The 13,186-nt window shown below is 49.4% G+C and carries 10 protein-coding genes; 7 read left to right on the top strand and 3 right to left on the bottom strand.

The features are described from left to right. The first annotated feature begins 147 nt into the window (after positions 1-147). Both IEX86_RS19820 and mnmC read left to right on the top strand, forming a co-directional pair. Positions 148-354, top strand: a complete 207-nt coding sequence (locus IEX86_RS19820; RefSeq protein ID WP_188867871.1) for a DUF6316 family protein — start codon at positions 148-150, stop codon at positions 352-354. A gap of 72 nt (positions 355-426) precedes the next feature. Then, complete coding sequence (gene mnmC / locus IEX86_RS19825; protein ID WP_188867872.1) at positions 427-2,394, top strand: bifunctional tRNA (5-methylaminomethyl-2-thiouridine)(34)-methyltransferase MnmC2/FAD-dependent 5-carboxymethylaminomethyl-2-thiouridine(34) oxidoreductase MnmC1; 1,968 nt, start codon at positions 427-429, stop codon at positions 2,392-2,394. Positions 2,395-2,402: 8 nt separating this feature from the next. Here mnmC and IEX86_RS19830 read toward each other — a convergent pair whose 3' ends face one another. Beyond that, positions 2,403-3,227, bottom strand: a complete 825-nt coding sequence (locus tag IEX86_RS19830; protein WP_188867873.1) for an aldo/keto reductase — start codon at positions 3,225-3,227, stop codon at positions 2,403-2,405. After that, the gene (locus tag IEX86_RS19835; RefSeq protein ID WP_188867874.1) at positions 3,224-3,700 is read right to left on the bottom strand and encodes a VOC family protein; all 477 of its coding nucleotides are present in this window, start codon (positions 3,698-3,700) and stop codon (positions 3,224-3,226) included. The genes IEX86_RS19830 and IEX86_RS19835 overlap by 4 nt, the downstream gene beginning before the upstream one ends. A 182-nt stretch (positions 3,701-3,882) precedes the next feature. Between IEX86_RS19835 and IEX86_RS19840 the strand changes: the two genes are divergently transcribed. Further along, positions 3,883-4,878, top strand: a complete 996-nt coding sequence (locus IEX86_RS19840; protein WP_188867875.1) for a DctP family TRAP transporter solute-binding subunit — start codon at positions 3,883-3,885, stop codon at positions 4,876-4,878. Between the two features lie 641 nt (positions 4,879-5,519). Here IEX86_RS19840 and putP read toward each other — a convergent pair. Next, the gene (gene putP / locus IEX86_RS19845) at positions 5,520-7,004 is read right to left on the bottom strand and encodes a sodium/proline symporter PutP (protein WP_188867876.1); all 1,485 of its coding nucleotides are present in this window, start codon (positions 7,002-7,004) and stop codon (positions 5,520-5,522) included. A gap of 1,344 nt (positions 7,005-8,348) precedes the next feature. On the opposite strand from putP, the gene lon reads away from it, so the two are divergent. The 4 genes from lon (at position 8,349) to cmoB (ending at position 12,983) form a co-directional block, all read left to right on the top strand. Further along, a complete protein-coding gene (lon, locus tag IEX86_RS19850; RefSeq protein WP_188867877.1) occupies positions 8,349-10,736 on the top strand; it encodes an endopeptidase La in 2,388 nt (795 codons plus the stop codon). A 91-nt stretch (positions 10,737-10,827) separates the two neighbouring features. Further along, positions 10,828-11,229 (top strand): protease inhibitor I42 family protein, encoded by a 402-nt coding sequence (locus IEX86_RS19855; protein ID WP_188867878.1) that lies wholly within the window; start codon positions 10,828-10,830, stop codon positions 11,227-11,229. Between the two features lie 48 nt (positions 11,230-11,277). Next, positions 11,278-12,018: a carboxy-S-adenosyl-L-methionine synthase CmoA gene (gene cmoA / locus IEX86_RS19860; RefSeq protein WP_188867879.1), complete on the top strand. Its 741-nt coding sequence runs from the start codon at positions 11,278-11,280 to the stop codon at positions 12,016-12,018. After that, positions 12,015-12,983, top strand: coding sequence for a tRNA 5-methoxyuridine(34)/uridine 5-oxyacetic acid(34) synthase CmoB (gene cmoB / locus IEX86_RS19865; RefSeq protein WP_188867880.1), 969 nt, complete (start codon positions 12,015-12,017; stop codon positions 12,981-12,983). Before cmoA ends, cmoB begins: the two co-directional genes overlap by 4 nt. Positions 12,984-13,186 lie beyond the last annotated feature (203 nt).

The raw sequence follows: 13,186 nt of genomic DNA on the forward strand, positions 1-13,186 counted from the left end.
ACCTAAACCTCTAGTAATACCGCTCACGTTACAACCCTTGTCATTTTGGAAACGCTTGGCAATACATCCATAGCCACAATTTTGAATGACAAAGCAAACCAATCCTGTTTATCGCGGTCAGAAAGCAAATCGGTTCGGAGATCAGTCATGTTTGGTAAGCGCACTGAAGACAGTACTTCAGCCACTCACTTTCGTAGCGAACGTATTAGCTGGGTTAATGGCAATTACTTCTTCACTACTCGAGAGGGCACCCTTGAAGGGCCTTTCTTTACGCGTGAAGAGGCAGAGCATCAGATCGCGCGATACGTCTCTAGAATGACTCAGGCCGCTGAACTTCGGAAGCGGGCTGGTTAATCGCTGTAAAAACTTAATGGTCGAATCGGCTACACTTTCGCTTTGCTTGGCATTTAATAAGCAGTGCAGTCGATGTCTGATATTTTTCATGCTCAGTTGGATTGGGACGATCAGGGCCAACCGATCTCCCGTTCCTTTGGTGATGTCTATTTTTCCAAGGCTAGCGGCTTGGAAGAAACCCGCTATGTCTTCCTTGCTCAGAATGAGCTCCACCGCCGCTTCAAAGCTCTTAGGGCAGGCGAAGTCTTTACTATCGGTGAGACTGGCTTTGGCACAGGGCTGAATTTCCTATGCGCATGGCAGCTTTTTGAGCAAATCGCGCCTCCTGAATCTCGGCTGCACTTTGTCAGTGTTGAGAAATATCCGTTAAGCGCCTCAGATCTGGAAAAAGCGCTGGCTTTATGGCCAGAACTCGCCTGTTACGCTCATGAATTTTTAGCTCAATACGTTGCAGTACATCCAGGATTTCAGCGTTTTTCCCTGGATAACGGTCGAGTTATACTAACTCTACTGATAGGCGATGTGCTTGATTGCCTACCCGAGCTGGATGCGCGTTGCGATGCCTGGTTTCTTGATGGATTTGCGCCAGCCAAGAATCCAGACATGTGGACCCCGGCCCTTTTTGAGCAACTAGCCCGTTTGGCTGCCAATAATGCAACGCTTGCGACGTTCACCTGCGCCGGATTTGTTCGCCGCGGTCTGACTGAAGCAGGGTTCACCATGGAGAAAGTACCAGGCTTTGGGCACAAGCGGGAAATGCTTAGAGGTAGCATTTCCGCAGCCCCTATGCTTAGGCCTGCCAAGCCCTGGTTTAGTCGCCCGCCACTGCACATCGGCACTAAGACAGCCCTTGTAATAGGCGCGGGCCTTGCAGGCGCTTCAACAGCAGCCAGTCTAGCAGCACGTGGTTGGCAGGTAACGGTTCTGGAGCGCCATGCGACACCTGCAGCAGAAGCCTCTGGCAATCTGCAAGGCGTTCTGTATCTTAAGCTTTCTCCTCATTTTACGCCGCTTACCCGCTTAGCATTAAGCGGCTTTGGCTATACCCGTCGCATGCTGCAAGGCCTGGACAAGACACAGGCTTGGAATGGGTGCGGCACAATACAATTAGCTATCGACCCCGCCGAAGAGAAGCGTCAGCAGCAACTAGCCGAGCGGCTGCCATCAGCGCTACTACAACGAATCACGGCCGATGAAGCCTCACAGCTTTCCGGAGTTGCACTTTCCCAGAGCGGTCTTTATTTTCCAGAATCAGGTTGGGTCCATCCTCCTGCTCTCTGTTATTTTTTATTGCAGCATCCCAATATCACGCTAGTAACTTCTCAAGAGGCAATTCGGCTTGAGCGCAGCGAAGATCAGTGGATAGCCTTTGGCAATGAGGTACTTCTAGCTAAAGCCTCTATTGTTGTAGTCGCCAGTGCGACCGAGACGGCTAAATTAGTAGAGAGTGCTCAATTACCACTCAAGCGTATACGTGGGCAGATTACTCACTTGCCAGCGACACCTGAAAGTCATTCGTTGCAATGTGTAGTATGCGGCGAGGGATATATCGCTCCTGCACGAAGCGGTCTTCATACGTTAGGGGCAAGCTTTGACTTCAAGCGTGACGACCTTGAATTGTGTGCTGAGGAGCATAAGGACAATCTAGCGTTGCTTAAAGCCATTTCACCTTCATTGGCTAAAGCACTTGAGGCTGAATATCCAGACCCTGCAGTACTAGAGGGACGAGTGGCGTTTCGCTGTACAACTCCAGACTATCTTCCTGTCGTCGGCCCAGTAGTTGACGCGAACGCCTTTCGACAGGCTTTTGCTATCCTTGGTAAGGATGCTCGCCAAGTACCTGACACACCGGTGCCGTGGCTGAGCAACCTGTTCGTTAATGCAGGACACGGTTCTCGAGGACTGATCACTGCGCCCCTTTCCGGTGAATTGCTGGCCGCCTGGCTGGATAATGAGCCACTGCCATTGCCACGCTCTATAGCGGAAGCCTGCCACCCAAATCGCTTCCCTTTGAGAGCCGTTATCAGGGGACAGGCATAATCACGACGTTAAACCATGGCTAGACGTTGCTTTCGTTGCGGCGGCGGAAAGGCAGCATCAAGCAACGCCAGATCATGCTCAGATAACTGAAGAACGGCAGATTTGGCATTTAGCTCGATATGGTCGAGTCTTACGGCCTTGGGAATAGCGATTACTCCAGGCTGCCGAAGCACCCAGGCTAACGCAACTTGAGCAGGCGTAGCCCCAAGCCGTTCTGCAACAGTGAACAGCGCTGGGTGCCGGAGCATGCTGCCGCCCTGCCCTATTGGGCAATAAGCCATTAATGGCATTTGTTGCCTTTGGCACCAGGGTAACAGATCAAACTCAATGCTCCGTTCTTCCAGGTTATACAAAACCTGATTCGAAGCACAACGATCATCCGCAAGCTCAAGCATGTCGTCCACGTCAAAATTCGACACACCCCAATGCAGAATTTTACCTTGCTCTCGCAGGGCCTCGAAGGCATCTACCGTTTCGCTGAGTGACGTTCCTCCTCTCCAATGCAGAAGATACAAATCGATACGATCTGTACCTAATCGCTTGAGGCTGCGCTCGCACGCCTGCAGAACCCCGCCTCGACTTGCATTATGGGGGTACACCTTGCTAACTAAAAAAACACTATCGCGCTGACCGTAAATGGCTTCGCCAACTACGCTTTCGGCGCCACCTTCGGCATACATTTCGGCGGTATCGATCAGCGTCATGCCAAGCTCAAGTCCACGGCGCAGCGCCCGTATCTCCTGCGCACGCTCCGAGGCCTGCTCTCCCATATGCCACGTACCTTGACCAAGCGCTGGGACAGCGGTGCCATCAGGCAGGCGAACAGTCTTCATGAGGCATATCCTTCTGTGGCATAACCAGTCCCAGACGTCTTGGCTGGCTTATCTTTCCATGGGTTGTAGCTACCGAAGCTCCAAAGATGGCCTTCACGGTCCCGACAGGTAAAGGAGCGGCCGCCATAGGGTGAATCACGAATATCAATGATCACATCAGCGCCCGATGCTTTGGCGCGCTCGCATAAGACATCCGGCTCTTCCGCTACTAAGTAAAGGCCTTGTGTCACCCCTCTAGCTTGATCAGGCTGCACCATATACGTATCCACATCGTTATGCAGTACAGAAGCTACTATGACCATCCCTTGTCCATAAACAAGCTGAGCATGATCGATACTGCCGTCTTCGTTGGTGATGAGATCCTTTACCTCAAACCCAAAAGTCAGACGCAACCAGTCTATAGCGGCAGGTGCATCGTGATAACGGAGAAAAGGAATGGCAAAGCCATGTGCGGCAGGGAAAGTAGAAGTCATAGCTAGTTCTCCAAAAGTCTATTGAGCTTAGACGCCATGTTTCTCCTGCGTTCTGTCAAAGAGACAGACTGACCATACGTCGCCTGCTTGTCGGCACTCGATTGAGAGAAGCCTCACTGATAAAGTGTCGCCCCGCCAAATCTGGAACTGGCAATTACTTGATGCGCCTCAAGGACTTCTACATGTACCGCTCACTCTCCAAACTACTCATATGCACGCTAGCCATGCTCTCTCCTGTAATGGGCCTGGCAGCTGACCCTATTGTTATCCGTTTCTCGCATGTTGCCGCACCCGATACGCCAAAAGGCCAGGGTGCGCTTCTGTTTCAGAAAAAAGTAGAAGAGCAGTTGGCGGGTGTAGTTAAAGTAGAGGTCTATCCTAACTCTTCGCTTTATGGCGATAAGGAAGAGATTAAGGCGCTTCAGGATGGAAAAGTAGAAATGCTGGCAGTGGCACTGGCCAAACTGGGCAGCTACTCCCCCAAACTAAAATTGTTTGACTTACCCTTCCTGTTTAATAGCCAAGCTGCGCTGGATCGGTTCCAGAGCAAACCAACCGGGCAGCAATTGCTCCTCTCTATGGAAAAGCAGAATATTGCTGGCTTAGCTTACTGGCATAACGGAATGAAGCAGCTGTCTGCCCAAAAACCGCTGCGCGAGCCTGAAGACATACGCGGACTAAAAATTCGCATCCAAGATTCGGATGTGCTGGAATCACAGTTCCAACTACTGGGCGCTACACCCGTCAAAATGCCTTTTAACAAAGTAAGCCAAGCGCTTACTGACGGGACTATCAATGCCTCAGAGAACCCATGGACTAATCTTTACAGCAAACATCTCCACGAGCAGCAACGCTATATCACCGAGAGCAACCATGGCTCTTTGGACTACATGCTCATTACCAACGCCAGCTTCTGGCGTCAGATTCCTTTTAACGTCCGTATCAAGCTTGAAACCATTTTGGGCGAAGTAACCTATGAGGTGAATCGCCAGGCAGACGCGCAGAACCAAAAAGATAGAGCCAAGATCGTCAGTGCTGGCGGCAATGAAATCATCACGCTAACCAATGAGCAACGCCAGCATTGGCAAACAGCCATGCAACCCGTGTGGCAGCACTTTGAAAATCAGATTGGACAGGACCTGATCAAAGCCGCTCAGTATGCCAACGAGGCACCATGACCTCATGAGGCACACCTGCGTCCTCAAGGCTTTGAGGGCGCAGGTATACTATCCCACCGCTGTAACGGCTTATTGCCAGATTGCTGACAGCCAATATCCCGAAATGGCCCCGCCACCTGTTCCCACCCATTACCAGGCGATGTCCTTTGACATACAACCTGCCCGTTAAGCTTGCTGCGCCACTTGAAGAACGCTGCAGGCGCTGCCGCTACGCTAAGGCTTGCGACAAGTAGTAAGCCTGCAGTCCAGCACTTGCGTCGAAAAAGGCGAGGCATGATCATGTCTTCCAATACTGCTCCAAATAGTGACCTACACCATTTACTCAGCAAATGGCATACCAAGCGTTACTCTTTGAACAATCATAAAAAAGCCGGAGCAGTTACTCCGGCTTTTTTATGGACAAACATGGCAGCGCTTAGAGTCTTGTTCTCCACGAGGTCTCTATTACTTGCAGCAGCCACCAGAAAGCTGATGTCGTCACTAACAAAAATGCGATGACGCAAGATCTACTGCGTGGATCAATTAGCTCATCCAAAGGCCCCTTTTAAAAGGGGCCTTTAGGACTGACACTAACTGGTATACCGCGTTTTCTTGAACGACTTTATATCTACCGTCATTCTTAACGCTTTACTGCATTTCACTTAACTGTTGCGGTATTCCTGCTCTGCAACATCAAAGCGCTGCTTCATGGACTGACTTGGCGCGTCACCCAAGCGGCTGAAAATAACAATAGCCAAGCTCGCCAAGATAAAACCAGGAACAATTTCATACAGGCCAAGCCAGCCTAACTGTTTCCAGACAACTACGGTTACTGCACCGATGATCATGCCAGCCAACGCGCCGTTCCGCGTCATACTCTTCCAGAGCAAGGAGAAGAGAACAACTGGACCAAAGGCTGCACCAAAGCCTGCCCAGGCATAGGAAACCAGACCTAACACTCGGTTTTCAGGGTTGGAAGCAATCCCGATCGCGATGACCGCAATTAGAAGGACCATAACTCGTCCTACCCAAACCAACTCCTTCTGGGAGGCGTTCTTACGTAGGAAAGCCTTGTAGAAGTCCTCAGTCAGCGCACTGGAGCAAACCAGAAGCTGGCAGCTTAATGTGCTCATGACCGCAGCCAGGATGGCTGATAGCAGTACACCAGCAACCCACGGATTAAACAACAATTTCGCTAACTCAATGAAGACTCGCTCAGGGTTTTCTGTGACTGCGCCAGCATGCTCAGGGTGCGTGGCAAAGTAAGCAATTCCAAAGAAGCCCACTCCTACTGCCCCGGCCAGACAAAGGATCATCCAGGCCATACCAATCCGACGTGCTGAGCGCATCGACTTAACCGAATCCGCGGCCATGAAGCGCGCCAGGATGTGGGGCTGACCAAAATAACCTAACCCCCAAGCCAGTAACGAAATCACACCGACGAAGGTAGCGCCCTTGAAGAGGTCAAAATGAGTAGGGTTCACACTTTCGATTGCGGCAAAGGCTGGCTCAAGACCACCCGTGGCATTGAGAATCATGATTGGCGCTAGAATCAACGCAAAGATCATGAGCGTGGCTTGTACGGTATCCGTCCAACTGACCGCAAGGAAACCACCTACAAAGGTATAGAGGATAGTAGCCAGAGCCCCTGCCCATAGTGCTGTTTCGTAAGACAGGCCAAAGGTACTTTCAAACAAGCGGGCCCCAGCAACAACGCCTGAAGCACAATAGATGGTGAAAAAGACAAGAATGATGACCGCCGAGAAAATACGCAGGATGCGGCTATGGTCCTCAAAGCGATGCGTAAAGTAATCCGGAAGCGTCAGGGCATTATTATTATGCTCGGTATGAACACGTAGCCGGCCTGCAACTAACAGCCAGTTCAACCAAGCACCTACAATCAGGCCAATTGCGATCCAACTTTCCGAGAAGCCCGCTACGAAAATAGCGCCTGGCAATCCCATCAGCAGCCAGCCACTCATATCTGAAGCACCGGCGGATAGTGCTGTTACTACGCTACCGAGGCTTCTCCCTCCCAGAATGTAATCGTCGAAATTTTTTGTAGATCGCCACGCCAGAAAGCCAATCAAGACCATGGCAGCGATATAGATCAGGAAAGTGATCAGAGTAGGAGTATTGACGCTCATTATTCCCTCATTATTTGTTGTTGTGGGGTCAACTACCCATCGTCCCCACGTTGGCAGAGGGCGACGCACATGCCGTCACCGTTGGGCAACCTATTAGGTATGCACCAGACAGAGTTCCATTCTGTCTTCTGGAACTACCAGTCTCCTGGTCTGTTATGGATCAGCTAGGTATTACCTTGGGCTACCGGGCAATAAAAGTATCAGCAGACGAAGCGCAACCGTAGCCAGATGAACATTCTACGGAATTGGCCAACAAGTTGGGATAGCCATTGGCAATCAAAAATATTCTTGAAACAAGGCCTTAACCCCATTTCAGTCACGCTATAAGGAGAGAAGGTGCAACCTTCCGGGTTGCGCCTTAAAAAGCAGAATCTTAATAAGTGACATTTCTACGTATAAGGGATAGGCGTGCAAAAACAGCCGTTGCCTTGCAACTGAACCTACTGAGGCTTCCATTGCAGCCATAAGTCCCTCCACCAGCCTGATGAAATTATGCCAAGTCAGCTGCTGCACTTTGTGGCCTTCCTGCATGGAAAAGCCCAGGTCTCCTGACTTCGGAAAGCTTGTTCCAATACCGCTATGAAAAGAGCTCGAGGATTTCTCACTGGCAGTTACGTTAATAGCGTAACGAGCATTGGCTGGGATAAGGAAACCACTGCTCTCAATCACTTGATTGATACTGGCAACGGAAGGACACAATAAACATGATATTTACCGGCCGGTAAATTGAGCGTCATAAGGTCTTTCTTATCACGAATAGCAAACTACGCATCATCAGTGGCAACGATTATTTCGCTATCCGATCATGATTGTTAAATCCACCCGAATACCATGCATCTAGAGTGTCATTGGACCAACGGGAATACTGTAACAGAAGGCGAAACTGAACCTTTGGCAAAGGGAAAGGACTGCGCTTAAGCATGGCTGAATAGTGTCTGTGTTTACGCCACACCTTTCAGCCATAAGTCTAAGTCTAAGTCTAGATCGACAATCAGCATCTACATTAGCCTCTAAACCGATACAGGGATGGACGCTAGCATCTGGAATGATCAGGCTCATACACGACAGACCTTTGCGCTGCCCCCTCCTACTTCAAAGTCAGCGCTCACCACCGAGGACAGCACAGCTAATAATGCCCATATGCGAATGCTGCACTGCTGACAAAGAGACAATAAATAAATGAACAACCCAGAGGCCAGGCCAATTTCACTCAGGTTTACCTTACTTAAATGACGCACACCCGCCTATTTATCTGTAGTCAAGTCCAAAGCAGCCATTGGCTGCATTGAAAAGCGCCATAGTCCTCCCCATGTTGATCGCAAATATTCATTCTAAGGTAAGTCAATGAGCGATCAGGAACACACTCCCGAAATCATCAGTGGCGACGGTTCAAAAACCGGCCTTGCACTGCCTGGGCAAAATCTTCCAGACAAGCTTTACATCATTCCCATCCATAACCGGCCCTTCTTTCCAGCCCAGGTCCTGCCTGTCATTGTCAATGAAGAGCCCTGGGCCGAGACACTGGAGCTGGTGGCCAAAACAGATCATCACTGTTTGGCATTGTTCTATATGGATAATCCGCCAGAAGATGGAAACAGCTTTGATCCAGATAATCTACCGGAGCACGGCACACTGGTTCGCGTCCATCATGCAAGCCGGGAAAACGGTAAATTACAGTTCGTAGCACAAGGTCTTTCACGCGTTAAAATAAGTGGTTGGCTAAGACGTAAGCACCCTTATCTTGTTGAAGTCGAACATGCAAAGACACCAACCGACCCAAGCGATGAAGTCAAAGCGTATGGCATGGCACTTATCAATGCGATCAAAGAGCTGCTTCCGCTTAACCCGCTATACAGTGAAGAACTGAAGAATTACCTCAACCGATTCAGCCCTAATGATCCTTCGCCTTTGACTGATTTTGCGGCGGCCTTAACCACTGCACCGGGTCAGGAACTGCAGCAGGTCCTGGATACGGTCCCAATCCTGAAGCGCATGGAAAAGGTCCTGCCATTGCTACGCAAGGAGGTTGAGGTTGGACGCCTGCAGAAAGAGCTGTCTGCTGAGGTCAATCGTAAGATCAGTGAGCGGCAACGCGAGTTCTTTCTCCGCGAGCAACTCAAGCTTATTCAGCAAGAACTGGGCATAACGAAAGATGACCGTAGTAGCGATCTGGAAAGCTTTAAACAGCGCCTGGAAGGCAAGGTCTTGCCGGAGCCAGTACGTAAACGCATCGACGATGAGTTTAATAAACTTTCTATTCTCGAGACAGGCTCACCTGAATATGGTGTAACGCGCAACTATCTAGACTGGGCCACCGATCTACCGTGGGGCATCCAGGGTCAGGATAATCTCGACCTTAAACGTGCGCGTAAGGTTTTGGATCGTCATCATGCCGGTCTTGACGATATTAAAAGTCGTATTCTCGAGTTTCTGGCAGTGGGTGCCTATAAAGGAGAAGTGTCTGGCTCTATCGTATTGCTTGTAGGCCCTCCAGGTGTAGGCAAAACCAGCATCGGCAAGTCAATTGCAGAATCACTTAGCCGACCTTTTTATCGCTTCAGCGTAGGCGGCATGCGAGACGAAGCGGAAATCAAAGGCCATCGCCGTACCTATATCGGAGCCATGCCTGGAAAGCTTGTACAGGCATTACGTGATGTCAAAGTCATGAATCCTGTCATCATGCTGGACGAAATCGATAAGATGGGTGCCAGCTATCAGGGGGACCCCGCGTCTGCTCTACTGGAAACACTAGATCCTGAGCAAAATGTCGACTTTCTAGATCATTATCTGGATCTGCGGCTCGACCTATCCAATGTGTTATTCATATGTACCGCCAATACTATGGACTCTATTCCTGGCCCGCTTTTGGACCGTATGGAAGTCATTCGGTTGTCCGGCTACATCTCTGAAGAGAAACAGGCTATTGCCAAACGCCACCTATGGCCCAAGCAGCTAGAAAAGGCTGGAGTTCCCAAGGAGCGCTTAGCCATCAGTGATAGCGCCTTGAAAACCATTGTTGAGGGTTACGCTCGAGAAGCAGGTGTACGGCAGCTCGAAAAACAGCTGGGCAAACTGGTACGCAAGGCCATCATGAAGCTTATTGATAATCCTGAACTTCGCCTCAAGATAGGCTCGAGTGACATCGAGAGTTATTTAGGAAAACCCGTCTTCCGTAAAGAGCAGGTCTTAAATGGCATAGGTATCATCACAGGTCTAGCCTGGACAAGCATGGGAGGCGCTACCCTTCCCGTAGAAGCTACACGAATCCATACCTTAAACCGCGGGTTTAAACTTACCGGTCAGTTAGGTGAGGTCATGAAGGAATCAGCTGAGATAGCATACAGCTATATAACGTCTCATCTGAAAGAGTTCAAAGGTGACCCTAGCTTCTTCGATCAAGCATTTGTCCACTTGCATGTTCCAGAGGGGGCTACACCCAAAGATGGACCAAGTGCCGGCATTACCATGGCCAGTGCTCTGTTGTCCTTGGCAAGGAACCAAGCCCCCAAGAAGAACATAGCCATGACAGGGGAGCTAACGTTGACTGGCCAAGTTCTGCCAATTGGAGGCGTCAGGGAAAAGGTCATTGCGGCACGCCGGCAAAAAATCTTTGAACTGATACTCCCAGAAGCCAACAGAGGAGACTTCGAGGAGCTTCCTGAGTATTTAAAAGAAGGATTGACTGTTCATTTTGCCAAGCGGTTTTCAGATGTAACCAAACTCCTCTTCTAAACCATCGGTTAGGGCAGTTTCTATATGAGCCTGCCCTTGCCCGCCTTAACTTCGCTATCCTTACGTCTTGGCAAAGACTTTGGAGATACGAATGTTAAGATCAGCTACGCTTTGCTCTGTGTTGGCAGCGCTGCTCGTCGCCGGTTGCACAAGCACTCCTAAGCACAGCATTGCAGTTAATGAGAGCACGCGTTGTAAACCTCTTTTAATAAAACAGGGTCAAGAGCTACATCTTTCACTTCCTAGTGATCCGACAACAGGGTACAGATGGAAGCTCGATAACACCGCGCCTTCAGTTTTAAAAAGCCTTGGGCCAGAAGTTTTTTCATCCGCCGATGAAAGCGAGGACGGTATAGGCTCAGCGGGGCAATCTTCCTGGCGCTTTCAAGCGGCTCAGCTGGGGGCTGCTGAACTCAAACTGCAGTATCAGCAGCCATGGGAGGTAAACAATACTCCTGAAAAGACCTTTACCTGCCGCATAGAGGTGAAATAGTCACCCACCTGCTCGGTTAAACTATTCAATTTTTAGTGGTACTTATTAATGAGTGAACAGGACCATTTATTCGCCCAGCCACAAGCCAAGGTCGCCGACTTTATCTTTAACGAAAATGTGGCTCGCGTTTTTCCTGACATGATCAAGCGTTCAGTGCCAGGTTATCCCACTATCGTTGAAAACATAGGTGTCATTGCAGCACAGTTCGCTCAGCCAAATACTGTTCTGTATGATTTAGGCTGCTCCCTAGGCGCGGTCTCACAGTCATTAAGACGCCATGTTCAGTGTGACTCAACAAAAATCATTGCTGTCGATAACTCCACTGCAATGATTCAGCGCTGCGATGAATACATGTCTGCACAAAGCTCAATGTATGAGGAGTTACAGCCTATTGAAGTTATTGAAGCTGACATCCTCTCGCTGGATCTGCTGCCCGCGTCAGTAGTTGCTTTAAACTTTACATTGCAGTTTATCGATCCTGAAAAGCGCTTAAGTCTTTTACGTAAGATTCATAGTGCTCTTCACCCAAAGGGCGCTCTTTTACTGTCCGAAAAAATCAGGTTTGAATCTCAGGCAGATCAGACGCTTTTAAATGATCTGCATATAGCCTTTAAACGAGCCAATGGCTATAGCGAAATGGAAATTGCTCAAAAGCGTAGTGCTTTAGAAAATGTCATGATGATTGACTCTATTGAGGTGCATCGTCAGCGCCTGCAAGAAGCCGGTTTTACTTCAGTCACGCCTTGGTTCCAATGCTTTAACTTTGCATCATTCGTAGCTCTTCCATGATCAACACATTAAATATTGATGCACTTATAAAGCGACTGGGTGAAGGCCCCTTAGGGAGCTGGTTGATAAATCTTCCAGAGACTATTGGGGCTAAGCTTGAAAAAGGCCATGGCGATCTCGCTCGATGGCAGACAGCTCTTCAAGCTTTACCTGATATAACGGCTAATAATATCTATTTGAAAGACGTTTTTTGTCTAGATGCATCTATAGATCCTCAGATCCAACAGACCTTAAAATCAGCCCTATTACAGCTATCGCCTTGGCGTAAAGGTCCCTTTGAGATATTTGGTGTTCACATCGATACAGAGTGGCGCTCAGATTGGAAGTGGGAGCGCGTATCAAAACATGTAGACTTAAAAAACAAAGTTGTCTTAGACGTAGGCTGCGGTAACGGATATTACGCATGGCGTATGTTAGGAGCTGGCGCTCATACAGTGATCGGAATTGACCCTAATTGGCTTTTTCTATGCCAGTTTATGTCCATGAAGAAATATCTGCCTGACCTACCAGTCTGGAGTCTTCCTCTAACACTAGAAGAGCTCCCCCCCTCTCTTAACGGGTTCGACACAGTATTTTCAATGGGCGTGCTTTATCACAGGCGCTCCCCCATTGATCACCTTTTAGCACTTAAGGACTGCCTGCGCCCGTCTGGGGAGTTAGTACTTGAAACATTAGTGGTAGAGGGGAATGAGCACACCGTATTAGTACCGGAAGATCGCTACGCACAAATGAGGAATGTTTGGTTTCTACCTTCTCCTGCTGCGCTCGAACTATGGCTGCGCCGTGCGGGATTCAAGAACATTCGATTAGCAGATATTAGTAAAACATCTGTTCAAGAACAGCGTTCTACTGAGTGGATGAAGTTTCAATCGCTGCCCGCCTTTTTAGACCCTACAGATGCAAACCTTACAGTAGAAGGTCTCCCCGCCCCGCTACGTGCGACATTTATAGCCGAAAAACCATAGAGCTTCGCATGGAATCCTACAAGGAATAAGGAATCCATCATAAGGCAGCTACGTTAGCTGCCTTATAGTCGCTTTTACTAAGCCAGGCGGAGAGGCTAGTGGCAGCGAATAAGCAGCTGCCCACGCCCTTTTTGCGCCCAAAGCAAAACCCCCGGGCCTGTTGACCTGGGGGTTTTGGGTATAGGTGCTTGACGATGAAAAGG

This window comes from Pseudomonas asuensis (assembly GCF_014646755.1).
GTDB classification, from domain to species: Bacteria; Pseudomonadota; Gammaproteobacteria; order Pseudomonadales; family Pseudomonadaceae; genus Chryseomonas; species Chryseomonas asuensis.